The 23,194-nt window shown below is 67.0% G+C and carries 26 protein-coding genes; 11 read left to right on the forward strand and 15 right to left on the reverse strand.

The features are described from left to right. Positions 1-17: 17 nt before the first annotated feature. From G3M62_RS01970 to ccrA, 4 genes are all read right to left on the reverse strand, one after another. Positions 18-1,322, reverse strand: a complete 1,305-nt coding sequence (locus G3M62_RS01970) for a hypothetical protein (RefSeq protein WP_165184302.1) — start codon at positions 1,320-1,322, stop codon at positions 18-20. Then, positions 1,322-2,656, reverse strand: coding sequence for a hypothetical protein (locus G3M62_RS01975; protein ID WP_165184304.1), 1,335 nt, complete (start codon positions 2,654-2,656; stop codon positions 1,322-1,324). The genes G3M62_RS01970 and G3M62_RS01975 overlap by 1 nt, the downstream gene beginning before the upstream one ends. A gap of 102 nt (positions 2,657-2,758) precedes the next feature. Then, positions 2,759-3,706 carry an OmpA family protein gene (locus tag G3M62_RS01980; RefSeq protein ID WP_205691934.1) on the reverse strand — a complete coding sequence of 316 codons (948 nt, stop codon included), beginning with the start codon at positions 3,704-3,706 and terminating at the stop codon, positions 2,759-2,761. A gap of 85 nt (positions 3,707-3,791) precedes the next feature. Continuing rightward, positions 3,792-5,072, reverse strand: coding sequence for a crotonyl-CoA carboxylase/reductase (ccrA, locus tag G3M62_RS01985; protein ID WP_165184307.1), 1,281 nt, complete (start codon positions 5,070-5,072; stop codon positions 3,792-3,794). A 320-nt stretch (positions 5,073-5,392) separates the two neighbouring features. Between ccrA and G3M62_RS01990 the strand changes: the two genes are divergently transcribed. The 4 genes from G3M62_RS01990 (at position 5,393) to G3M62_RS02005 (ending at position 7,016) form a co-directional block, all read left to right on the forward strand. After that, the gene (locus G3M62_RS01990; protein WP_246263431.1) at positions 5,393-6,133 is read left to right on the forward strand and encodes an enoyl-CoA hydratase/isomerase family protein; all 741 of its coding nucleotides are present in this window, start codon (positions 5,393-5,395) and stop codon (positions 6,131-6,133) included. Between the two features lie 149 nt (positions 6,134-6,282). After that, positions 6,283-6,408, forward strand: a complete 126-nt coding sequence (locus G3M62_RS01995) for a hypothetical protein (protein WP_165184309.1) — start codon at positions 6,283-6,285, stop codon at positions 6,406-6,408. A gap of 5 nt (positions 6,409-6,413) precedes the next feature. Further along, positions 6,414-6,740, forward strand: a complete 327-nt coding sequence (locus G3M62_RS02000; RefSeq protein WP_165184311.1) for a DUF6481 family protein — start codon at positions 6,414-6,416, stop codon at positions 6,738-6,740. 27 nt (positions 6,741-6,767) lie between these two features. Then, positions 6,768-7,016, forward strand: a complete 249-nt coding sequence (locus tag G3M62_RS02005) for a hypothetical protein (protein ID WP_165184312.1) — start codon at positions 6,768-6,770, stop codon at positions 7,014-7,016. 13 nt (positions 7,017-7,029) lie between these two features. On the opposite strand, the gene G3M62_RS02010 is transcribed toward G3M62_RS02005, so the two are convergent. The 5 genes from G3M62_RS02010 to G3M62_RS02030 form a co-directional block, all read right to left on the reverse strand. Continuing rightward, positions 7,030-7,755 (reverse strand): hypothetical protein, encoded by a 726-nt coding sequence (locus G3M62_RS02010; RefSeq protein ID WP_165184314.1) that lies wholly within the window; start codon positions 7,753-7,755, stop codon positions 7,030-7,032. A 150-nt stretch (positions 7,756-7,905) separates the two neighbouring features. Next, complete coding sequence (locus G3M62_RS02015; protein ID WP_165184316.1) at positions 7,906-8,637, reverse strand: helix-turn-helix transcriptional regulator; 732 nt, start codon at positions 8,635-8,637, stop codon at positions 7,906-7,908. Between the two features lie 200 nt (positions 8,638-8,837). After that, positions 8,838-9,929, reverse strand: a complete 1,092-nt coding sequence (locus tag G3M62_RS02020; protein WP_165184317.1) for a glycosyltransferase family 4 protein — start codon at positions 9,927-9,929, stop codon at positions 8,838-8,840. Further along, positions 9,929-10,753, reverse strand: coding sequence for a UDP-2,3-diacylglucosamine diphosphatase (locus G3M62_RS02025; RefSeq protein WP_165184319.1), 825 nt, complete (start codon positions 10,751-10,753; stop codon positions 9,929-9,931). The genes G3M62_RS02020 and G3M62_RS02025 overlap by 1 nt, the downstream gene beginning before the upstream one ends. 106 nt (positions 10,754-10,859) lie before the next feature. Continuing rightward, positions 10,860-11,030, reverse strand: a complete 171-nt coding sequence (locus G3M62_RS02030; protein ID WP_165184321.1) for a hypothetical protein — start codon at positions 11,028-11,030, stop codon at positions 10,860-10,862. Here G3M62_RS02030 and G3M62_RS02035 point away from each other — a divergent pair. Beyond that, positions 11,029-11,658, forward strand: a complete 630-nt coding sequence (locus G3M62_RS02035; protein ID WP_165184322.1) for a TetR/AcrR family transcriptional regulator — start codon at positions 11,029-11,031, stop codon at positions 11,656-11,658. The genes G3M62_RS02030 and G3M62_RS02035 overlap by 2 nt on opposite strands. A gap of 5 nt (positions 11,659-11,663) precedes the next feature. On the opposite strand, the gene G3M62_RS02040 is transcribed toward G3M62_RS02035, so the two are convergent. The 3 genes from G3M62_RS02040 to G3M62_RS02050 all read right to left on the reverse strand — a co-directional run bounded on the left by G3M62_RS02040 (position 11,664) and on the right by G3M62_RS02050 (position 13,738). Beyond that, positions 11,664-12,317, reverse strand: coding sequence for a hypothetical protein (locus G3M62_RS02040; RefSeq protein ID WP_165184324.1), 654 nt, complete (start codon positions 12,315-12,317; stop codon positions 11,664-11,666). A gap of 382 nt (positions 12,318-12,699) precedes the next feature. Further along, positions 12,700-13,050: a hypothetical protein gene (locus tag G3M62_RS02045; RefSeq protein ID WP_165184326.1), complete on the reverse strand. Its 351-nt coding sequence runs from the start codon at positions 13,048-13,050 to the stop codon at positions 12,700-12,702. Positions 13,051-13,270: 220 nt separating this feature from the next. Continuing rightward, complete coding sequence (locus tag G3M62_RS02050; RefSeq protein WP_246263432.1) at positions 13,271-13,738, reverse strand: Lrp/AsnC family transcriptional regulator; 468 nt, start codon at positions 13,736-13,738, stop codon at positions 13,271-13,273. A 119-nt stretch (positions 13,739-13,857) separates the two neighbouring features. On the opposite strand from G3M62_RS02050, the gene G3M62_RS02055 reads away from it, so the two are divergent. The 6 genes from G3M62_RS02055 to G3M62_RS02080 all read left to right on the forward strand — a co-directional run bounded on the left by G3M62_RS02055 (position 13,858) and on the right by G3M62_RS02080 (position 21,859). After that, a complete protein-coding gene (locus tag G3M62_RS02055; protein ID WP_165184329.1) occupies positions 13,858-14,124 on the forward strand; it encodes a DUF6356 family protein in 267 nt (88 codons plus the stop codon). Between the two features lie 213 nt (positions 14,125-14,337). Continuing rightward, on the forward strand, positions 14,338-15,756 hold the full coding sequence (locus G3M62_RS02060) for an amino acid permease (protein WP_165184331.1): 1,419 nt from the start codon (positions 14,338-14,340) through the stop codon (positions 15,754-15,756). Positions 15,757-15,932: 176 nt separating this feature from the next. Next, the gene (locus G3M62_RS02065; protein WP_246263434.1) at positions 15,933-18,080 is read left to right on the forward strand and encodes a S8 family peptidase; all 2,148 of its coding nucleotides are present in this window, start codon (positions 15,933-15,935) and stop codon (positions 18,078-18,080) included. A gap of 334 nt (positions 18,081-18,414) precedes the next feature. Next, on the forward strand, positions 18,415-19,563 hold the full coding sequence (locus G3M62_RS02070) for an acyl-CoA dehydrogenase family protein (protein ID WP_165184332.1): 1,149 nt from the start codon (positions 18,415-18,417) through the stop codon (positions 19,561-19,563). Between the two features lie 47 nt (positions 19,564-19,610). After that, the gene (ybiA, locus tag G3M62_RS02075; protein WP_165184334.1) at positions 19,611-20,129 is read left to right on the forward strand and encodes a riboflavin biosynthesis intermediates N-glycosidase; all 519 of its coding nucleotides are present in this window, start codon (positions 19,611-19,613) and stop codon (positions 20,127-20,129) included. A gap of 116 nt (positions 20,130-20,245) precedes the next feature. Beyond that, positions 20,246-21,859, forward strand: coding sequence for a globin-coupled sensor protein (locus tag G3M62_RS02080; RefSeq protein WP_165184335.1), 1,614 nt, complete (start codon positions 20,246-20,248; stop codon positions 21,857-21,859). A 10-nt stretch (positions 21,860-21,869) separates the two neighbouring features. Here G3M62_RS02080 and vapC read toward each other — a convergent pair whose 3' ends face one another. From vapC to G3M62_RS02095, 3 genes are all read right to left on the reverse strand, one after another. Beyond that, a complete protein-coding gene (gene vapC / locus G3M62_RS02085; protein ID WP_165184337.1) occupies positions 21,870-22,283 on the reverse strand; it encodes a type II toxin-antitoxin system tRNA(fMet)-specific endonuclease VapC in 414 nt (137 codons plus the stop codon). Beyond that, a complete protein-coding gene (gene vapB / locus G3M62_RS02090) occupies positions 22,283-22,504 on the reverse strand; it encodes a type II toxin-antitoxin system VapB family antitoxin (protein WP_165184339.1) in 222 nt (73 codons plus the stop codon). The genes vapC and vapB overlap by 1 nt, the downstream gene beginning before the upstream one ends. Before the next feature lie 174 nt (positions 22,505-22,678). After that, positions 22,679-22,990 carry a hypothetical protein gene (locus tag G3M62_RS02095; RefSeq protein ID WP_165184340.1) on the reverse strand — a complete coding sequence of 104 codons (312 nt, stop codon included), beginning with the start codon at positions 22,988-22,990 and terminating at the stop codon, positions 22,679-22,681. Positions 22,991-23,194 lie beyond the last annotated feature (204 nt).

Here is a 23,194-nt window from a genome sequence, read left to right on the forward strand (position 1 = left end):
AGATTCCTCACGGAGCGTTAGAATTGCGATTTTTCATCGATATGAAGCTTGAACTCGATGTAGGGCTTGGCATTCCCGTTGATCATGTTGACCATGGGATCCATCACCCGGCCTTCGAGAACCCCGTCCGGGTGGATATGCAGCTCCAGGCCGCGAAGGCCGCCGAACGCCATGTCAGGGCCAAATTCCGGCTCCGGATCGGGATCGATCGACCAGAGTTGGCCAAGGCCCTTGCCATCGTTGCGGCCAATCTCACCGTTGCGCCCGTCGCTGACGATTTCGCCCTCGAACGGCGTCGCTGTCTCGATATCGCGGCGTACGGCAAGCCATGAATCGACAATGCGGCCGTCACTCGTCGTGGCCAGGCGCAGGCGCATGGGCACGTCTTCCGATCCATACCGGATCATGCCGGAATAGATCCGAACCGTCTGGGGGGCGGCCTGTTGCAAGCCGATATCTCCGGAACCGAAGCCACGGAGATGGCCTTCCGAACCGAGTAGGAAGGCGTCGAGGAACGCCTTTGTTCTGTCGGTTTCAGTGCTGGGCTGAACGCCGGCCACGAAGACCTCCGCTCGCTTTAAGTCGAGCGGCGCCTTGCGGGCTAGGGCGAAGCCCGCTTTGCGCGCTTCGGGCACGCTGGCTTGGCTTATGGAGAGCCGCGACAGATCGGAGTAGATGACGATGCGGGGAATGCCCGCGGTCAGGTCGGCCAGAGGCTTCTGTCGTAGCGAGACCAGTAGGCTGCTGGTCGAGAGGCCGCCGTCTCCCCCGGCCGGTGAAGTCTGGGCCGCGGGATCACCGAGCCTGGCCAGAGCCGCGCCCAGTAAGCTGCGGAAGCGGTCCGCGTCCTTGGTCGCCGTCTGTACGGGACCCGAGCCAAAGAAGTCGCTGCTGGCCGATCCAAGGCCGCCTTGATTTCTGGCGATGACCTGCACCTCCTCGGCGGAAAAGCCGGGAAAGCATCCTGTGAAAACCGTACGAGGCTCCCCGCCGTTGCGGGGCGCCACCAAAAGGGTCAGTCGCTCGCGAGGCGCGAAGACGCTCGATTTTGGATCCCCGGCCTTGCCCAGCAGGCTGCCGACCCACATTGTCCACCGGCGGTTTTCCGGAGCGATCTGGTTAGGCGCGGGGTTGGCGTGAATCTCGTTCTCGTCAATGACCAGCACGGTTTGGCGCAGAGCTTTTGGCACGCCTGGCGCATTGCAATATTTTTCGAAGCCTGCGGGACCCGCGGCGGCGGCCGTCGCCGGCGACTTGGGCGAGGGGCCGCAGCCCGCCAGAAGCGTCACGCCGATCAAGGCTATTCCAGTGATCTGGCGCATCAGTTGTACTTCAGCTTGATGGGAAGGTGCTGGTATCCAGGGCCGTCGAGCAGAACGATGTGTTCGTCGTCGTCCAAATCGCGTTGCTTGTAGATGGCGCCATCGGCCTTGCGCGATTTGACGAGCGCCGATCGATAGGCCTGCAAGGCCCCGAGCACTTGACTGTCCTGGCCGGCCACCTGCTCGAACAGGCGCCGGTTCTCGCTATATTTGGGCGCGTTGCGTTGGGCGGCGTCGCGATGATCGAGCTGCTCAAGGGCTTTCTTTCGCGTCGTTTCGGCGGCCTTGAGGCTTTGGGAAATCTCTTGGTCTATGACAGAGACCAGCGCTGTGCGCTTGCCGATGTCGCTGTCGAGTTTCAACCGGAGTTCCGGATAACGCGCCACTTCGTCATGCATCAGAAACGCCAGGACGACACCGATGACATAGACAATCATGTTGCCCAGCAGCGAGCCCCCGATGATCCAGGCCTTGCTCGCCCCGCCATCGGTTCCGCCGCCGAACGCTAGGTCGCCCAAGGCGGTCTGCGCGAAATAGACGTTTCGCGAATAGCTTACGGCGGTCAGCGCCAGACCGAGACCCAGGGTGCCTATCGAGAACATGCGCGCGGCGACCCAGCGCTGGTTTTCATCGACATCGTCATCGAAATAGCTGCGAAAGCGCTTGAGCAAAGTGCCGTGCATGTGCGCCGCCAGAGCGATGACCATGCCAATGGCGAAGGTCGTGCCCGTGGCTATGAAGGGCGTGGCCCACGCCAGGGCGCGAAAGGCGTCGTAATTGATGAAGGCTTCGGCGATGCCGACCGCAATCATCAATCCGAGATATAGCCATCTGTTGGGAATGACCGGTTCACGTCCCAGCCGGGCCTTTTCGGTCGCGTATTCGGCTTGATGCTGCGCGATGTCGCGTTCCAGGATCTCGATCCGTTCCAGGTCTGAACGGCGGCGTGTGCGCACGCTTTTACGCGCCAAGCGACGCTGTTCGACGCAGCGGTCCTCGATGGCCTCTCGCTCGGCCTCGACCAGACAACCCGCCGCGCCGTTGTGCGGCTTGTCGGCGGTAAACCTGCGCTTGACTTGCTCAATCGCTTGACGCCGCGGACCTGCGACGTGGTCGTTGAGCCACGACTCCATGCTGGAGGTCAGGGCGACGCCGGGCGAGCCCACCACGTCGGAAATCGCAACGAGGTTGGCGCTGTCGTCGGCGTCCTGGCGTGCAAGCAGATCCGCGCGGAGATCGCTGCCCGCTTTGAAGGCCAGTGTCAGATAAGCCTCGACCCCATGATCGCCCTCATCGCTGGACACAACCGTGTCGTCAGCCGCCTCGATTGTCATGCACGCGCCCCCGCCCGACCCAAAGTGGTGGGCCGGCAAACTTCACCTTAGGAGAAACTAAGGACATCGCCACGAAAAACTCAACCCCTACGCTCGCGCATACTAACGGTTGGGTAGATCGATGCTGACCGCCTTTCGGCCCAGATCGATGGCGAAACGGCGCGGCGGCCGGGCGTTCAGTTTGACCGTCTTGGAGCCCAGATCGACGCCGGCCGCCGTTCCATGGTTCAATTCGACCGCGCCGCTCTTGGCGCTTCCGAGCGTGGCTCTACCCGCCATCGGCGCAAGAATCGGCGTGTCGCGCTGTATCTCTTCAGCGACGGTGATGGCCTTGCGGCAACGATCCCAGGTTTGGCGATCGCCTTCGTAACAGGTGTTCGCCGCCTGTTCGGCCAGCCACACGGCCGCTGCAGCGGGTTTGGCGGCGAACAAAAATTCGACTCGTCTGTTTTGCGCGCGGCCGGCGTCCGTCTCGTTGGACGCCACCGGCATCGTTTCGCCGAAAGCGACGCGAAACACCGAGCTCATTCCGATCTCTCGGTCCAGCAGAGCGTGCGCCACCGCGTCGGCGCGACGCTTGGAGAGCTCGATGTTGTAGTCATCGCTCCCAACGGAATCGGTATGACCGGCAATGAACAGCGCCACGTCCGGCGGCTCGCTGCGCAGCGATTGAGCGATGATATCGATGACATCGGCGGCGTCCGTTCGAACCTCGGCGTGATTGAAGTCGAACAGTACGTTCTCGTCGAACACCACCCGCAGCACGGGCACGTCGATGGGGAAGCCGGGCAAAGTCTCGACGAGGGATGCGCGGGGCACGACATATTCGAAGAACTGCGGTGGACTGGCTTGGCCAGCCGATAATCGGCGCAGCCTGGCCTTGCGGTCCTCGTTCTCCAAATCGACCGTGCACCATGCCGGTAGGACGACAGTGTCGCCGATGCGTCGGGCGGCGGCCATGCACGCCTTGGACGGCGCGGCGAGCGCCATGTCCAAGCCAAGGCACGTCGTCGCCAGCCCGATAGCCAAAGAAATCAACCCCTGCCGCACTTCGTTCTCGCCCCGCCAACGCCTAGTGAGCCAGAGAGTGGACGATCATTGGTCAGGTCAATCCTTGAAACGTCCAGGTGGCTCGTTACAATCCCTCGCTGATCTCCACCACTTCCTCGAACGTCCGCAGGCCCGGCCGCTGGGCGCAGACCAGCACCGCCATGTTGCCGGGCAGATGCTGGTTGGCCAGCATCTTCTCGTGGGCGGCGGGAATGTCGTTCCAGGGGAAGACTTCCGACAGGCAGGGATCCACGCGGCGGTCGATGACCAGCTGGTTGGCGGCGCTGGCCTGCATCAGGTTGGCGAAGTGGCTGCCCTGGACGCGCTTCTGGCGCATCCACAGGAAGCGGGCGTCCATGGTCAGGTTGAAGCCGCTGGTGCCGGCGCAGATGGCGACCATGCCGCCGCGCTTCACCACGAACACCGAGACCGGGAAGGTCGACTCGCCTGGGTGCTCGAACACCAGGTCGACGTCCTTGTTGCCGGTGACCTGCCAGATGGCTTTGCCGAACTTGCGGCTCTCCTTCATGTAGTCGGCGAACTCGGGGCCGTTGACCTTGGGCAGCTGGCCCCAGCAGTCGAACTCCTTGCGGTTCAGCACCGCCTTGGCGCCCATGCTTTTGACGAAGTCGATCTTGTCGTCGTCGCTGACCACGCCGATGGCGTTGGCCCCGGCCACGGCGGCCAGTTGCACGGCGAAGACGCCCAGCCCGCCCGAGGCGCCCCAGACCAGCACGTTCTGGCCGGGCTTCAGCTCATGCGGCTTGTGGCCGAACAGCATGCGGTAGGCTGTGGCGAGGGTCAGGGTATAGCAGGCGGCCTCTTCCCAGGTCAGGTGCCTGGGGCGCGGCATCAGCTGGCGCGACTGCACCCGGCAGAACTGGGCGAAGCTGCCGTCGGGCGTCTCGTAGCCCCAGATGCGCTGGCTGGACGAGAACATCGGGTCGCCGCCGTTGCACTCCTCGTCGTCGCCGTCGTCCTGGTTACAGTGGATGACCACCTCGTCGCCCAGCTTCCAGCGCTTGACCTTGGCGCCGACCTTCCAGACGATTCCCGAGGCGTCCGAGCCGGCGACGTGGAAGGGCTGCTTGTGGCCGTCCAGCGGGCTGATCGGCTCGCCCAAGGCGGCCCAGACGCCGTTGTAATTGACCCCGGCGGCCATCACGAGCACCAGCACCTCGTCCTCGCCGATCTCCCAGGTGGGCACGACCTCGACCTGCATGGCGTCGGTCGGCTTGCCGTGACGTTCCTTGCGGATCGCCCAGGCGTACATGGTCTTGGGCACGTGGAAGGCCGGCGGGATCTCGCCGATCTCGTACAGGTCCTTCAGCTCGGTCTGGGTCTGGGCCAGCGTGTCGGTGCTCATCTTGCTCCCCGGTCTCTTCGGCGCTGCAACACAAACGCTCGAATGGCTTCCTGCGCTCCGTGGACCGTTCCGCGTGGTGCGAACCCGGCGTCGATCCCTCGTTTTAGGCCCCGTAGCGGAAACGCCGCGCCGGAGATCACCCAAGCTGTGACAAGCGTTTAACTCTGGCAAGGGGGAATCTGTTGCGCCGCAGCATGGTTGCGCGTGAAACGACCTATCTCCTTATATCCCAACATCCCGTCCTTCGCCGGAATGCTGGATGTAGAAGGGCTGAGCGCGGAAAGGTTGAACACCTCGCCCTCATCCGCCACGGTCGCCCGATGAGCGCGATGATCCACGTCAGCCGCCCCACCGGCTCGATCCTGCTGCTGGAGCTGGACGCCCCGCCGGCCAACGCCCTGGGGCTGAGCGTGCGGGCCCAACTGGTGAAGATCCTCGAGGAGATCACCGCCGATCGGGAAACCCGGGCGATCGTGCTGACCGGCCGGGGCGGGGTGTTCTGCGCCGGCGACGACCTGCGCGAGGCTCACGGCCGCAGCGCGCCCGACGCCCTGGCGGCGGTCGAGAACTTCAACCGGCTGATGGACTGGATCGAAGGTCTGCGCACGCCCGTGATCGCCGCGATCGACGGCTGGTGCTTCGGCGGCGGGCTGGAGCTGGCCCTGGCCTGCGACATCCGCCTGGCCAGCGACCGGGCGGCGTTCGCCGCCTCCGGGGTCAATATCGGGCTGATGGCCTCGGTCGTGCGTCTGCCCCGGCTGATCGGTGTGGCGCGGGCCAAGGCCCACCTGCTGACCGGCGCCCAGTTCGGTCCCGAGCGGGCCCTGGCCGACGGGATCGTCACGGCCGTCCATTCGCCCGAGCGCCTGCTGCCCGAGGCCTTTCACCTGGCCGAATGGATCGCCTCGCGCGCGCCCCTGGCGGTGGAGGCCACCAAGCGCGTGGTCGACGGCCGGTCCTATGTCGAGGAGGAGCTCCCGGCCCTGGTGGCCAGCGCCGATCACCGCGAGGCCGTGGCGGCGTTCATGGCCAAGCGCACGACGCTGTTTAAGCGGGGGTGACAACCTGGGTCTAGGAGGGCCTCACCGTATTTCCACCGTCCCATCCCACGACGTGTTAGGCTTCTCCCCAAGGCGCTAGGACGCGCCGTCGGCGAGTGTCGGTCCGCTTGGCGGGTCGTCTCGACGCACCCCGGGAAGGGGTTGCTCCCATGAAGACCTATTCTGGCACCCGCCCCTCGGGCCCCAAGGGCCTGAACGATCCCCGCTCGACCGGCGGCCAGCCGTCGCGGCCCCGGCCGATCGATCCGGACGCCCTGCGCGGCACCAAGGCCTGATCGTCGTGGCCGAGACCAAGGGCGCCAGGCTGGCCGACCGGCTGAAGACCGCCGCCGAGGCCAAGCAGGCGCTGCTCGCCAAGTTCAAGCCGAAGGCGGCGGCGGTCGATCCGCTGTTCGCCGAGCGCGGCGTCGAGGCGGCCGCCGAGTTGAAGGCCGTGCGCGCCGAACGCCAGGCGGTCCGCTCGGTCAAGCGCGAGGCGGCGCAGGCGGTCGCCGCCGACGCCCAGGCCGCGTCCGACCAGAAGGCCGCGCGCAGGCGACCGCCGACCGAGGCCGAGGCCAAGGACAAGCGCGACGCCAAGTACGCGGCCCGCAAGTCGCGCCAGTGATGGTCCAATCCTGATGGCCCAATTCTGATGGCCAAGCGCGCGCCCGTCCCGGTCTCGCCGTTCGGATCGCAGGACTACGAGCTGGCGTGCGACAACCTGCTGACCCTGCGCGAGGCTCATATCCGCTCGCGCCACGCCCGGCCGCTGCGGGTGGGCGACGTCTGCACGCTCAGTCAGGACAGTGAGGTCTACGAGCTGGTGGTCACCGACTTCACCGACCTGGGCGGCGAGGGCTGGAGCGTTCGCTGCCGGATCATCGACATGCATCGCCGATAACCGGCTGAGACCGCTAGCCTCCGCTAAGCATCCGCACCAGCGCCAGGGCCGGCGGCGAGAAGGCCAGCGGGGGGATCAACAGCATGCTGATCAGGATCGCGCCCACGCCCCAGTAGTAGGCCGGATGGATGCGCCGCCGCACGACCAGGTCGACCACGGGGCCCGCGAAACCGAATAGCGCGATGACTCCGAACATCACCAGCGGCGCGGCCGCGCCGAACGAACCCATCGGCAGCAGCCGGCCCAGGCCCGGCCCCAGGATCGAGATCGTGGCGCACAGCATCAGCCGCTTGTGCCATTCGGACTTGCGCCGCAGCGCCACGCCGCCGGCGACCAGGCCGCCGAAGACCAGGATGCCGATGCTGTTCATCACCAGGAAGATGCTGGGCGGGAAGAACGGCGGCACGAAGTGGTTGCGGATCGCGAAGAGCGTGGCGGCAAGGCCCATGATCACCATCAGCCCGGCTAAACCCGCGCCGAACATCCCGATCTGGCGGTGCAGCTTCAGCGAGCCGCGGGCGATGAAGGCCGGCTGGGCCACGAAGACGAAGATCCACAGGGTGAAGACCGCCCCGTGCACGTGCAGCAGCAGCGGCAGGCCGGGCACGTGGGTGAAGTCGTCGGGCACGGTGGTCGAGAAGCCGCCGATGATCACCGCCGCCATCAGCAGCGACATGATCAGGTAGAAGCGCCGCCCCACGTGCGCCGCGGGCCTGCGGCCCAGCTCCATCGTCGCCATTGTGTCCCCTCCGCCTTGGGGGAGAGCATGCGGGCGGTTGGGCGATTTGACAACGACCGGCGTTCTTCGAGCGGGGTGATCTCTATTCCGTTGTCATCCCGGAAGCCTCGCGGAGGCTGTTCGAGACCCAGGGGACTGGGCCAGGATTTTTCACTCCACCTTGGCCAGCAGTCCCAGCTCGCCGGCCTTCATCACCGCTTCCTGGCGTTTGACCACGCCCAGGCGTTTCTTGGCGGCCTCGATGTGGTGGTGGACGGTGCGGGGCGACAGGGTGAGGATCGCGCCGATCTCCCAGTCGGTCTTGCCCCGGCTGGCCCAGTACAGGCACTGGGCCTGGCGCTCGGAGATCACCCCGTAGTCCGGGTTGTCGTCCTGCAGTTCCCAGTGCTTGAGCATGATGGTGCCGAACACCGTGGCCAGGCTCTCGACCACGGCGCGGGCGGTGGGATCGGCGGCGGGTTCCTGGGTGGCCATGCGGATCAGCACCTCGTGGCCGGCCGGGCCGAACACCCGCACCACATAGCCGTCGTTCATGCCGAACTCGGAGGCCTCGCCCCACATGGCCTGGGCCCGGTTGTCACCCAGCGGCCGGGCGTCGGACCAGGCAAAGGCGCGGGTCGATTTCTGCAGCAGCTTGATGCACGGGTCGTGGACCACGTGCCGCTCGCTCCAGTAGCGGGCGTCCCAGGCGTCGAAGTCCTGGCGGCTCAGGGTGGGCGGCTCGCGGCCCAGCTGCTCGGCGTTGATCAGGGTGGCGCAGAAGCGGTCATAACCGAACGCCGCGATCGCCCGGCCGAAATGGGCCTCGACCTCGTCGGCCGCGGCGTAGTGCGGCGCCTTGCTGAGGAAGCTCCAGGCTTCCTGTTCGGCCGTGTTCAGCACGTGGAGATGCTCGCCCCCTCAAGCCGGTCAGACTAGAGGAACGCGCGGGGATGGCTAGAGGGAGCAGGTCCTCCCCCTGTGGGGGAGGTGTCGGCGCAGCCGACGGTGGGGGGAGTTATCGGCAGGCGGTCGATCCAGGATCGAAGATCCTAAGACTCCCCCCACCGGCCTTCGGCCGCCTCCCCCAGAGGGGGGAGGATCTAAGCCGCCGGCTTGCGCCGCAGCCGCGCCAGCCGTCGCAGCCGCCGCCAGAACCGGGTCTTTTCCGGCTCGGGATAGGGCTGCAGGTTCTTGTAGAACTCCTCGGCGCAGGCGCGCCACGAGAAGCCCTCGGCGAACTTGCGCACCGTGACGTGGTCAATGTCCAGGCAGGCCAGGCACGCCTCGCGCAGGCCGTCGGTCTGGCCGGGCGCCAGAACGCCGGCGTTCGAGCCGGGGATGATGTCGATCGGCCCGGGGGCCGAGAACGCCGCCACCGGCACGCCGGCGGCCATGGCCTCCAGGATCACCAGGCCGAAGGTGTCGGTCAGGGAGGGGAAGCAGAACACGTCGGCGCAGGCGAAGTAGCGCGCCAGCTCCTCGCCGAACTTGGCGCCGGCGAACACCACGTTCGGATATTTCTCGGCCAGCTCCTCGCGTTGGGGGCCGTCGCCGACGATCACCGTGGTGCCGGGCAGGTCGAGGCCGGCGAAGGCCTCGATGTTCTTCTCGACGGCCACACGGCCGACATTGAGGAAGATCGGCCGGGGCAGGCCCTCGAACACGTCGGGCTCGCCCTCGACCCGGGGCTTGAAGACGTCGGTGTCGACGCCGCGCGTCCAGGGCGAGATGTTGCGGAAGCCGTGGCGGATCAGCTCGTCGCGCATGGTGGGCGTGGCCACCATCAGGCGGCCCGACGGCTTGTGGAACCAGCGCATGTAGGTGTAGCCGGCCGACAGCGGCAGCGGCAGGCGGGCCGACACGTATTCCGGGAACCGCGTATGGTAGCTGGTCGTGAACGGCAGCTTCCATTCCAGGCAGATGCGGCGGGCGGCCAGGCCGATCGGACCCTCGGTGGCGATGTGGATCGCCTCGGGCTCGAACGACTTGAAGCGCTCCATCACCGGCTCGTAGGCGCCGATGGCCAGCTTGATCTCCGGATAGGTCGGAAGCGGGAAGGTGGGGAACTGGTCGGGGCTGACGACATCGACCTCATGGCCCATGGCTTTCAGCTCGCCCATCACCTTGGTGAGTGTGCGAACCACGCCATTGACCTGCGGTTCCCAAGCATCTGTGGCGAGTAGTATCCGCATCAGGCGGCGGCAGGCTCCGCAATGGGGGGCTCGACGGTGAGCGCCCGTGCCCGATCGATCACCGACCAGGACCTAAGCTTGGACCATTCCAGGATTTCGAGCCGTCCGTCCAGATGTTCCACCAGCGCGGTGCAGCTTTCCACCCAATCGCCGTCGTTCACATAGAGGATACCGTCGATTTCGCGCATCTCGGCCTTGTGGATATGTCCACAGATGACGCCGTCCACGCCGCGCCGACGGGCTTCGTCGGCGACGGCGGCTTCGAAATTCTCGATGAACTGCAGCGCGTTCTTCACCTTGACCTTCAGGTAGGCCGACAGACTCCAGTAGCCGAACCCCAGCTTGCGACGTGCGCGATTGAGCAAGGTGTTCAGCATCAGGATGGTTCTGTACGACCAGTCGCCCAGGAACGCCAGCCACTTGGCGTGCTGCACCACGCCGTCGAACTCGTCGCCGTGCACCACCAGGTAGCGCTTGCCGTCGGCCGCCTCGTGGATCACGTCGCGGGCCACCACCACGCCGCCAAAGTGCGTGCCGCAGAAATCGCGCACCCGGTCGTCGTGGTTGCCGGGCACGTAGATCACCTCGACCCCCTTGCGGGCCAGGCGCAGGATCTTCTGCACCACGTCGTTGTGGCTCTGGGGCCAGTACCAGCCGCTGCGCAGCTTCCAGCCGTCGATGATGTCGCCCACCAGGTACAGCTTGTCGCATTCGACGTGGCGGATGAAGTCCAGCAGCAGCTCGGCCTGGCAGCCGCGCGTGCCCAGGTGCACGTCGCTGATGAAGATCGAGCGGTAGTGACGGACGTCGATGTCGGTGACCATGCTTGCCCCTCCGGCGGTTCAGGTCGGCGTTCGAGCGCGGGTCCCCCCGGACCAGCCATGACCCCCCAAGGCAGATCGCATCGCATCGGGGCGCTGGGTCCGCCGATTAAGCTGATTGCATGTCGCTTTCGTGAAACAGCCATCCGCACACGGCGCGACGCTGCGCCGCATCAACGCCCGAAATTTCACCATTGAAGAAATCTTGTGGGACAAGGCAAAGCTTTGCTGGCCTTGTGCTGTTGCAGCGCAGCATCGCTTTCACTAGATCAAGGTTCATGGACGCCGCCCGCCTCGCCAAGGATACGCCGAAGTCGCTGAAGACCCGGGCGCGGATTCTCGACTGCGCCATGCGTCTGATCGCCGAGATCGGTTATCACGCCGCGACCAACCCGGTGATCGCCGACGCCGCGGGCCTGACGCGCGGGGCGATGCTCTATCATTTCCCCACCCGCGAGGCCCTGGTCGAGGCCGCCGTGGCCCATGTCCAGGCCGAGCGCTCGGCCCTGTTCCGCGCCGCCGCCGAAGCCCTGCCGGCCGGCGCCGACGTCACCGAGCACGCGATCGACAGCTACTGGGACCTGCTGCACACCGTGCCGTTCCTGGCCTTCGCCGAGCTGGAGGCCGCCGGCCGCACCGACCCGGCCGTCCGCGCCCTGCTGGCCCCGGCCCAGGCCGAGTTCGACCGGGCCCAGGCGGGGGATCACTTCCTGAAGATCCTCCACGCCGGCGCGGGGCCTAGGTTCCAGGCCTCGCGCGATTTGGCGCGGTTCATGCTGGAGGGGTTGGCGCGCACGACCCTGACCTATGACGGCGACGGGCGGCGCGAGCGCCTGCTGACGCTGATCAAGCGGGCCACGCACATGCTGAATAGGAAGGGCGATGTGCAGGATCTTTGGCCGGATTAGGTAGATCAAGCGGGGCAGGTGGCCCGTTCTTTCGCTGCACGGACGGAGCAAGTTGCCGCTGGCTTCTGTAACTCGAGGCGAGGTTTGACGCTTGAAGTAGGCGTACCTAGAGCCTTTTCTTGTTTTGGGTATGAGCCGACCGCAATTGCCGTAATGGCAAGGAGGAGTCCGATCATCAGCATAACGACGGATATTTGCAGCTGTCGTAGGCGATCTTTATCTACCCGTGTCGCATAATTGAATGCGGAATCGGTATTTTCGCTCATCAAGTTCTTAAAATTGATCAACTCATCTCGTTCTTCGCGAGATATTCGGGTCGTTAATGTATCAAAATTTCTTTCATCAACGATCTTTTGGTAGGCTTCACCTTGAGATTGGGCTGCCCATTGGAATTTAATTATAGTTCCGGCGGTAAGGCCGGTGCCAAGCAGAAAGAAAACTGCTGAGGCAACAAGCAAGAAGTAGGGAGTAACAGCAACGCTGCGAGAGGCGAGGTATGCCGCCAACGCGACTAGTCCAGCTCCATGGCCAGCGAGTACGGAAGTTAGATACTTGCCAAGCCAATCATCGGCAGCGCGCCGGTACTCATCGCTGAGGGCCACAGCCTCTTCCCTAGTCAGATGTTGATCGCTTGCCCTCATTGCAGAAATCCCGGTCATCGATGTGCTGCGTGATCCCATCCGCCCCGGATGGGCCTCACCTTAAAGCCTTGGTGGATCGGAGCTCTGGCGTTTGGCCGTGTCAAGGACGGCGCGTCGCGCCGTCGCGACGCGGCCGCCAGAGGTGGTCCTTTACACGGCCAGACGCCAGAACAGGCTCGCCTCCAAGGTTTTAAGGCGCGGCCTCGCCGCCGGCGGATGACGTCAGGAGAAAGACCGGCAAACACCCTTTTCCCTCCCCCTCGCGGGGAGGGTGGCGGCGAAGCCGACGGGTGGGGGCCGGTGCAGGGCGTTGGTCGGGGCGTGTTCTGCTGACTCATCAAGCCCCACCCGACCCGCTACGCGGGCCACCCTCCCCACGAGGGGGAGGGAAGGGTAGTTTTCACAACCGTGCGCGTCCGCCGCCCTTGAGCTTCATCGCCCGCCGGGCGTGCTCGGCCTGGGCCGCCATCGGAGCCAGCTCAGCCAGGATAGGCGCGGCCGGTGCCGCGACGGCGGCCGCCGGCGCCGGGCGCGGCAGGGGCACGATCTGCGCCACTTTCCGCGCCATGGCGGCCAGTTCGCCGATGGCCTTGGCCTTGTCACGGGCTTTCCGGATCTGGGCCGGGTCGTCGCTACGCTCGATCATCGCCCAGGCCGCGTCGAGGGCGTCCATGAGCTTGGCCTGCAGGGCCTGGCTCCAGGTCAGGGCCAGAGACGGGCGGGGGGCGGGGGTGTGGTGGGTCTGGGTCATGCCGATAGTGTGCGGCCGTCCCGGAGGGTGGGGATAGGAAACGTGCGTTTTTGTGTAAGCCTTTGAGTTTGCTGGTGCCGATCCCGGCGCGAGCGGGGATAGAGGCCGCGCCGAGGGCCGGGGACACACACTCACGGCTAGGCGCGGGGGCTATCGGCCAGTGCCGTGGGGCCAGTGCGTGTCCGCAGTCGTGGTCGCGGCGCGGCCCTATGGATAACTTTCACCCCGTCGCGATCGGCAACGCCGTCGTGAACTTGATCTGCTCCATCGCGAAGCTGGACGAGACGTCGGTCAGCGGGGCGGTGGCGATCAGGCGGCGGTAGAACCGGTCATAGGCGGCGATGTCGCGCACCACGACCTTCAGCAGATAGTCGACGTCGCCGCTCATCCGGTAGAACTCGACCACCTCGGGCAGGGCCTTGGCGCCGTTGGCGAAGGTCTCCAGCCACGCCTCGTCGTGGCGGCCGGTCTTCACCGCCACGAACACGGTCAGCGACAGGTCCAGGGCGTCGCGGTCGATCAGGGCGACGCGGGCGGTGATCACGCCGCTGTCCTGCAGCCGCTTGACCCGCTTCCAGCAGGGGGTCTGGGACAGGCCCACCCGCTCGGCCAGCTCGGCGATGGGCGTGGTGGCGTCCTGCTGCAGGATGGCCAGGATGCGGCGGTCGATCTGGTCGAGCGGGATCATTCTCTGTGGGGCCATATCTGGAGAACTGAATTCTCCATACCTGCCACGGGGCGGCGACTTCGACCATGTCATTCTCGCGAAGCGCGGCATCATGGAACGGCATAATCCGGGGACCCTGCATGCTCGACGCCTTCACCCGCCACCCGCGTTCGGTCGACGAGACCTATGGCGAGCACATGGCCGTGGCCTGGAGCTTCGCGGTCCCGATGCTGCTGGGCGGCGCGGCCTGTTTCGTCCACGGGATCTTCCCGTTCCTGTTCGAGACCACCGGCAGCCGCTGCGTGAAGACGCTCTACACCCGCATCGCCAACCGGGGGCGCCAAAGGGGGGCCAAGGCGGCGGGGGCGGAGATGCCGAACTGGGCGGCGTTCGACGCGGTGATCTAGGAACCCAAGAGCCTCCCCCCGTGGGGGAGGTGTCGGCCGCAGGCCGACGGAGGGGGGAGTGATCGGCGGGCGCCCGTGTCCTGGATTTTTCGACCCCAGAACTCCCCCCACCGATCGCTGCGCGATCGCCTCCCCCACAGGGGGGGGCTTAAATCCCCTTGGCGACCGCGTCCCGCTGGCCCATCGTCCCGGCCAAGAGTCGGGAGACGAACCTTGAGCATCTGGACGCGCCGCAAGGCGATCGACACCGCCGGCGGCGACGCCGCCCACGCCCTGAAGAAGACGCTGAGCTGGTACCATCTGATCGCCCTGGGCGTCGGGGCCATCGTCGGCACCGGCATCTACACCCTGACCGGCGTCGGGGCGGGGCTGGCCGGGCCGGGGGTGATGCTGTCGTTCCTGATCGCCGGCGCGGTCTGCGCCTGCGCGGCGCTCTGCTACGCCGAGCTGTCGACCATGATCCCGGCCTCGGGCAGCGCCTACACCTACAGCTACGTGGCCATGGGCGAGCCGGTGGCCTGGTTCGTCGGCTGGAGCCTGATCCTGGAATACACCCTGGTCTGCGCGGCCGTGGCCGTCGGCTGGTCGGCCCACGCCCAGGGCCTGTTCCAGATGGCGGGCTTCCCCCACGCCCTGCTGGCCGGACCGCACCAGGGCGGGATCGTCAACCTGCCCGCCGTGATCATTTCCTTCGCCGTCGCGGGGCTGCTGGCCCTGGGGACCAAGGAAAGCGCCACGGTCAACATGGTGCTGGTGGTCATCAAGATCGCGGCGCTCGCCGTGTTCGTGGCCCTGTGCCTGCCGGCCTTCGACGCCAGCCATTTCACGCCGTTCCTGCCGCAGGGCTTCGCGGCCACGGCCGGGCCGGACGGGGTGAAGGTGGGGGTCATGGCCGCCGCCAGCCTGATCTTCTTCGCCTTCTACGGGTTCGACGCGGTGTCGACCGCCGCCGAGGAGACCAAGAACCCCAAGCGCGACCTGACCATCGGCATCGTCGGCTCGATGCTGGTCTGCACCCTGATCTACATGGTGGTCGCCGCCGTCGCGATCGGGGCCTCGCGGGCCGAGGTGTTCTCCAAGAGCGAAGCCCCGCTGGTCTTCATCCTGGAGGCGTTGAGCCATCCGCGCATGGCCCAGCTGGTGGCCCTGGCCGCCGTCGTCGCCCTGCCGACCGTGATCCTGGCCTTCATGTACGGCCAGAGCCGGATCTTCTTCGTCATGGCCCGCGACGGCCTGCTGCCCCAGGCCCTGTCACGGGTGAACAAGAAGACCGGCACCCCGGTGCTGATGACCCTGCTGACCGGCGCCCTGTCGGCCGGCCTGTCGGGCCTGCTGTCGCTGAAGGACATCGCCGAGCTGGCCAACGCCGGCACCCTGGCGGCCTTCATCGCCGTGGGCGCCTCGGTGATCATCCTGCGGGTGCGCGATCCCGCCCGCCCCCGGGTGTTCTCCACCCCGCTGTGGCAATTGGTGGCGCCCGGGGCGATCCTGGGATGCCTCTACCTGTTCTCCAGCCTGCCGGCGAAGACCCAGCTCTACTTCCTGATCGCCCATGGGATCGGGGCGGCGGTGTATCTGCTGTACGGGGTGCGACGTAGCGTCCTGGCGCGGTCCGAGACCGGAACGGTGTAAACCGCTCGCGTTAACCGTGTTCGCTGGGGGTGGTATTGCAACGCTTGGTTCCGTCCAGACTCTGTAAACCGCCCTTCCTGCGTCCGGGCGTCTGGGCGCTTTTGGCCGCCATCCCCCTGGTCGCGTGCGGAGGGGGCGGCGGTGGCGGTGGTTCGGGGCCGTCTCCGGGCGTCACCATGGATCCGCCGCTCCCCCCTCCGCCTCCGCCCCCTCCGCCCCCGCCACCACCGCCCGGTCCCAGCACGAGCAGCGCCGAGTACCAGCGCGGCTGGAACCTCGCGGCGATCCACGCCGACGTCGCCTACGGCAAGGGCGCGACCGGCCAGGGGATCACCGTGGCGGTGATCGACACCGGGGTGGACGCAACCCAGGCCGACCTGGTCGGGGCGGTGTCGTCCAACTCCACCGATATCATCGGCCGTGGCGCCCTGGTCGGCTCCAGCCGCCACGGCACCCAGGTGGCGGACATCATCGCCGCGCGCTTCAACGGCTCCGGCACGATCGGCGTGGCCTACGGCTCGACCATCCTGTCGGTTCGGGCCGACGACAGCAGCAACGCCACCGTCAGCTGCCCCGACTGCGTCTTCGATTCCGACGACATCGCCGCCGCCCTGGACTACGCCGTGGCCAAGGGCGCCAAGGTGGTCAATCTGTCGCTGGGCGGCGATGGTCCTGAGGGCGCGCGGTTCGAGGCCGCCCTGGTCCGCGCCGTCGCCGCCGGGACCGTGGTCGCCATCGCCTCGGGCAATGACGGCAACGCCGATCCGTCCTATCCCGCCCGCTACGCCGCCGATCCGCGCTACGCCGGCGCGGTGGTCGCGGTCGGCGCCCTGACCCAGGCCGGGGTGATGGCCAGCTATTCCAACAAGGCCGGAACCACGGCCAACGGCTATCTGGCCGCGCCCGGCAGCAGCATCACGACCGAATGCGACAGCTCCGGATGTTCGATCGTGTCCGGCACCTCGTTCGCCGCGCCGCAGGTGGCCGGCGCCCTGGCCCTGCTGCTGCAGGCCTTTCCCAACATCTCGGGACGCGACGCGGTCGACATCCTGCTGCGCACCGCCGACGACCTGGGGACCACCGGAACCGACACCACCTACGGCCGGGGCGGCCTGGACCTGGCCCGGGCTTTCGCGCCGGTGGGGACCAGCAGCCTGTCCCTGGCCGGCGGCGGGACCACGGCCCTGACCGCGCCCGGCGTCGGCGGCAATGTCGCCTCAGCCTTCGGTTCGGCCCTGCGGCGCACCGACGGCCTGAAGACGGTGATCCACGACGACTATCACCGCCTGTTCGCGGTGAACCTGGCCGACGGCCTGCCGGGCGAGCGGCGCGGCGCCCTGCTGACCCCGCCGCCGATCCAGGCCTCCAGCCAGGTCGTGCTGGGCGGTCCGGCCATGGGCGGGCTGAACCTGGCGGTCTCGGTCGAGGGGCCGGTGTTCGACGAGCGCGCCCACGAGCCCGAGCCGTCGCTGGCCCTGGGGCCCCAGCCCATGCGGTCGATGCGGATCCAGGCCCAGTTCGGACGCCTCAGCCTGTCCAACTGGAGCGGGCAGGGCGATGCGCCGGCGCCGGCCGGCCAGGCGGGCCGCGACGCCTTCCAGACCATCGCCCGTCCCGACCGCAGCACCCAGGCCGCCTTGCGCTTTGGCCGGTTCGCCCTGCTGGCCGAACAGGGCTCGGCCCATCCGCGCCGGCCGTTGCAGATCACCGAGATCGAGGGCTCCAGCTACGCCTCGGCCACCGGCATGATGCAGCTGGGCGACGCCCTGTTCAGCCTGACCGGCGGGACGCTGGACGAGCCCCTGGGGCCGCTGGGCTCGTACCTGACGCCGGGCACGACCCTGGCCCTGCCGGCCCGGACCCGGTTCGGCGCGGCGGCGGTCGATTTTTATCCGGGCTCTGGCCTGTCGCTGCACGCCGACCTGTCGGTGGGCCGCATGGACGCCGACGGCGGGCTGCTGTCGCTGAACAACGCCGTCAGCAGCGCCTGGCGACTGGAGGCGGGCGCGGACTGCCGGCTGGTCGGCCTGGCCTGCTCGCGCCTGACCTTCGGGGTCGCCCAGCCCCTGCGGATCGAAGGCGGCAAGTTCCAGGCCCAGCTGGCCGACGTGCCGCTGGCCTATGACGACCCGCTGACCTTCTCGACCCGCCGGTTCAGCGCCGCGCCGGACGGCCGCGAGATCGACCTGAGCCTCGGCCTGGAGCGCGCCTTCGGGCCGCTGCGCTCGCTGGTGGTGCGCACCAGCCTGGCCCTGCAGCCGGGCCACCAGGCCGACGCGCCGCCGGAGCTTGGGGCGTTGGCGACATGGCGGTCGCGGTTCTGAGAATCCCTCTCTCTGAGAGAGAGGGAGGGGCCCGCCGCGAAGCGGTGGGAGGGTGAGAGGTTTCACCGCTGGCCGGAAAATCCCGGGCCGGTGAGCTCCCTTCAAATGGAATTTAGACCTTCATCGCCGATGCGACCGCCGACACCCGTCCTCATCGGTGCTTTGTCCTGAGAGAATGTAACCTCTCACCCTCCCACCGCCTGCGGCGGCGGGCCCCTCCCTCTCTCAAAGAGAGAGGGATCTCGAACCGCGCAACATCGATCGCGGCGTTTGACGCCCAGCCCGCCATCGCTACAGTCTGCTCAAAACAAATGTTTGAAGTGGAAGGAACGCCATGGCCCTGGACCTCGAGACCCGCGCGCAGCTGATCGACACGGTCCGCCGGTTCGTCGCCGAACGGCTGCGTCCGATCGAGGCCAAGGTCGCCGAGGACGACGCGGTGCCCGCCGAGATCATCGAGGAGATGAAGGGCCTGGGGCTGTTTGGCCTGTCGATCCCGGAAGAGTTCGGCGGCCTGGGCTTGAACATGGAAGAGGAATGCCTGGTCGGCATCGAGCTGGGCCGCGCCTCGCCGGCTTTCCGCTCGGTGTTCGGCACCAATGTCGGCATCGGCAGCCAGGGGCTGGTGATGTACGGGACCGACGACCAGAAGGCCAAGTGGCTGCCCGGCATCGCGTCCGGCGAGATCGTCACCTCCTTCGCCCTGACCGAGCCCGAGGCCGGTTCCGACAGCGCCGCGGTCCAGACCCGCGCGACCCGCAACGGCGACGACTATGTGCTGAACGGCTCCAAGCGCTACATCACCAACGCCGGCAAGGCCTCGCTGTTCACGGTGATGGCCCGCACCAATCCCGACGCCAAGGGCGGTTCGGGCGTCTCGGCCTTTCTCGTGCCCAGCGGCCTGCCGGGCCTGTCGGTCAGCAAGCCCGAGAAGAAGATGGGCCAGCAGGGCGCCCACATCCACGACGTCACCTTCGACAATGTCCGCGTGCCGGCCTGGAACCGCCTGGGCGAGGAGGGCGAGGGCTTCAAGGTGGCCATGCAGGTGCTGGATCGCGGCCGGCTGCACATCGCCGGGGTCTGCGTGGGCGTGGCCGAGCGATTGCTGGCCGACTGCGTGGCCTATGCCAGCGAGCGCAAGCAGTTCGGCCAGCCGATCGCCAGCTTCCAGCTGATCCAGGCGATGATCGCCGACAGCAAGACCGAAGCCCTGGCGGCCCGGGCCCTTGTTCTTGAAACGGCCCGCAAGCGCGACGCCGGCGACAACGTCACCCTGGAGGCGGCGGCGGCCAAGCTGTTCGCCTCGGAAATGGTCGGTCGCGTCGCCGACCGGGCGGTGCAGATCTTCGGCGGGGCCGGCTATGTCGCCGACTACGGCATCGAGCGGCTGTATCGCGACGTGCGGATTTTCCGCATCTACGAGGGCACCAGCCAGATCCAGCAGTTGGTCATCGCCCGCGAGACGCTGAAGCGGGGCGGGTAGGCGTTCGGCGGGGTGGAAAGGCGCGTTGTCTGAGGTCATATGGCCGGATGACCCGCGACGAACCCGTGATCTCTGAAGCCGACTTGCCGGAGCCCGAACGCTTCGACAGCTTTCATCCTTTCATCAAGGGCGTGTTCAGCCAGTGGCACCCGACGTCGTTTCAGATCGACGGGCTGACCATCGTGACGGCCGAGCAGTGGATGATGTTCTGCAAGGCGCGGCTGTTCGATGACGACGCCTCGGCGAGCGCGATCCTGGCGACGGAAAAGCCGGACGAGCAGAAGCGTCTTGGTCAGAGGGTTCAGGGCTTTCGGCAGGAAGATTGGGATCGCTGGAAGGTCAGCTTTGTCTATAGGGGCAACCTGGCGAAGTTCAGCCAGAACCCCGGGGCAGGTCGCCAGCTCAAGGCGACGGGAGAGACCATGCTCGTCGAGGCGAACCCTCGCGACTGGATCTGGGGCGTGGGGCTGGCAATGGACGATAAGTCAGTGCATTCGCCGTCCGAATGGAAGGGTGGCAACCTGCTTGGCCGGGTCTTGACGAAGGTTCGATCAGAGATCGGCTAGCGAGCCGGCGCAACCGCCGTGGCGGTTTGTCGCGCGCCCTTCGCCTTTGCGCCTAATCAAACCGTTAACCATGTCGGCCCGATAGAGACCCCCTGCCTAGTAGGGGAATCTGCGTCATGAGCCGTGATCCGTCGCTGAACGAGCGCCTCGCCTTCATGGAATTGGATCACGATGCGCGGGGCGCGTTGCGGTCTCTGGGGCCGGTGATCGATCGCGAGATCGCGGGGGCCCTGGACAGCTTCTACGGCAAGGTTCGCGCGACGCCGGAGACCCGGGCCTTCTTCGCCGACAACCAGCAGATGGACCAGGCCAGCGCCCGCCAGCAGGGCCACTGGCGCGCCATCGCCCGGGCCGAGTTCGGCGACGACTACGGCAAGGCCGTCAAGACCGTCGGCCAGGTGCACGCCCGCATCGGCCTGGAACCGCGCTGGTACATCGGCGGCTACGCCCTGATCGCCGACCGCCTGATGCGCGCGGCGGTCAAGGAGCTGTGGCCCAAGGGGATGTTCTCGGGCGGCGGCGACGGCGGCGCCAAGGCCGGGGCGGCGATGTCGGCCCTGATGAAGGCCGTGATGCTGGACATGGACATCGCCATCTCGACCTATCTCGAGGCGCTGGAAGCCAAGCGTCAGGCGCTGGAGGACGAGCGCCGTCGCGACGCCCAGAACCAGGGCGCGATCGTCGCCGCGCTCGGCGAGGCCCTGGCCCGCGTGGCGCGCGGCGACCTGACGGCGCGCGTCGCCGGCGAGGTGGCCCCGCAATTCCAGGCCCTGCAGTCCGACTTCAACAACGCCCTGCGCATCATGGAAGAGGCGATGGGCCAGGTGGCCGGCGCCACCGAGGGCATTCGCCTGGGCGCCGACGAGATCGGCCACGCCGCCGACGACCTGTCGCGCCGCACCGAACAACAGGCCGCTTCCCTGGAAGAGACCGCCGCGGCCCTGGACGAGATCACCGCCACGGTCCGCACCACGGCCAGCGGCGCCAAGCAGGCCTCGACCGTGATCGCCGCCGCCAAGACCGACGCCGAGAAGTCGGGCGAAGTGGTCAGCGACGCGGTCACCGCCATGGGCCAGATCGAAAGCTCGTCGCGCGAGATCGGCAAGATCCTGGGCGTGATCGACGAGATCGCCTTCCAGACCAACCTGCTGGCCCTGAACGCCGGCGTCGAGGCGGCGCGGGCCGGCGAGGCCGGTCGCGGCTTCGCGGTGGTGGCTCAGGAAGTGCGGGCTCTCGCTCAGCGCTCGGCCGACGCGGCCAAGGAAATCGAGAAGCTGATCTCGACCTCGACCCGCCAGGTCGAGGCGGGCGTCAGCCTGGTCGGCCAGACCGGCGAGGCCCTGCGCGGCATCGTCGGCAAGGTGGCCGAGATCGACGATCTGGTCACCGGCATCGCCTCGTCGGCCCAGGAGCAGTCCACGGGCCTGCACCAGGTCAATATCGCCGTGAACCAGATGGACCAGGTCACCCAGCAGAACGCCGCCATGGTCGAGCAGACCACGGCCGCCACCCATTCGCTGAAGGGCCAGTCGGCGGAACTGGGTCGCCTGCTGGGCGGGTTCACCCTGTCGGGCGCGCGCCAGGCGCCAGCGCCCGCCGCTCCGGCCCGCGCCGCGCCGCCGGCTCCCGCGCCCCGCCCGGCGGCCTCGCGCCCCGGTTCTAGCGCCCCCCTGCGCCGCGCCGCCGGCAACACGGCCGTGGCGGTGGACGAGGGCTGGCAGGAGTTCTAGGCGCGATCGCCTAGTTCGCGTCGTCCGCCAGCCAGTCTTCCGCTCTCAGGCCGTCGACCCGACGAAACTCGGCTAGATTTCCGGTCACGACGATCAGACCGCGCGATCGTGCATGGCCGGCGATCAACAGGTCGTAGCCGCCGATCTTCCGCCCGGCGCGTTCGAGCGCCGCGCGGATGTCGGCGGCGTGTCCGGCGGCCGGCGTATCGAACGGCAGGACTTCCAACCTCGCGGCGAAACGCTCGACTTCATTGCGGTTGTGATCGGGTCGGGCCGATTTCGCCGCGCCGTGCAGCAGCTCCGTCAAGACGATGGTCGAAATGCAGAGGCCATCGGCGTCGGTGTTAAAGCGATGACGTACGCCCGCAGGCCGGTCTCTAAGCACCCGGATGCACAGATTGGTGTCCAGCATGTAGCGGAGCATCAGAAGTCTTCGCGACCCTGAAGCGGAGGCTGCTCGCGTTCGCCGAGATCGATGCCCGGCGCGTCGAAGAAATCGTCCCACAACGCGTCCGAGGGGACGATCACGCGGCGCTTGCCGTCACGAAGAACCGTCACGGACCGAACGCCTTCAGGAAAGGCGACATCCTTGGGCAAGCGCACGGCTTGCGACCGGTTGGATTGAAAGAGCGTCGTCTTGGTCATGCGCGGCTCCTGGATATCCCAAATGTATATCCCGCCGACGTGAACTTCAATATCGCGCCCCAAACGCAAAACGCCCCCGCTGGCCCCGAGCCGGAACGTCCCCTGTAAGGACGCTCCGGCGGAGCCAGCGGAGGCGTATTAAGATCTCTCCGGAAAGGGAGAGAGCTTTAAGTCTTACGCGCCGCCCGGGAAGCGGAACGGAACCTTCACGGTGCCGGTCTTGGCGCCCATCGGCAGCTTTTCAGCGATGCACATGGCGGCCTTGTCGAAGCCCTTGCCGGCGGCGCTGTTGTCGACGACCTTGCAGTCGGCCAGCTTGCCGTCGGTGGCGTTGCACTCGAGCATCACCTGAGCGGCGTCGCGAGTGTTGGCGAATTGTTGCAGGCAACGGCCCATTTGGTCTTCAAAGCCACCGGCGGCCGAGGCGGCCTGGGCCACGAAAAAGCTGCCAGCGATTCCCGCGGCAATAGCGATCGGATACTTCATCCCGCTGCTCCTAGTAGTGTTTAACGCCCTTCGGACGGTCGCGTCGTCCGGACGCATGAGCTTTTTCTCAGATGCTAGTTAAAATATTCTGAGTCACCGAAAGATAGTTTTCTTCACTTGTTGGTAACCACGCTTATTTGGCGAATACGTCCGTTTCACTTGAAACTAGACTCTGATTTCGCCTTTTGAGGCCCGTTCCCTCGC

It is taken from the genome of Caulobacter soli (assembly GCF_011045195.1).
Lineage (GTDB): Bacteria > Pseudomonadota > Alphaproteobacteria > Caulobacterales > Caulobacteraceae > Caulobacter > Caulobacter soli.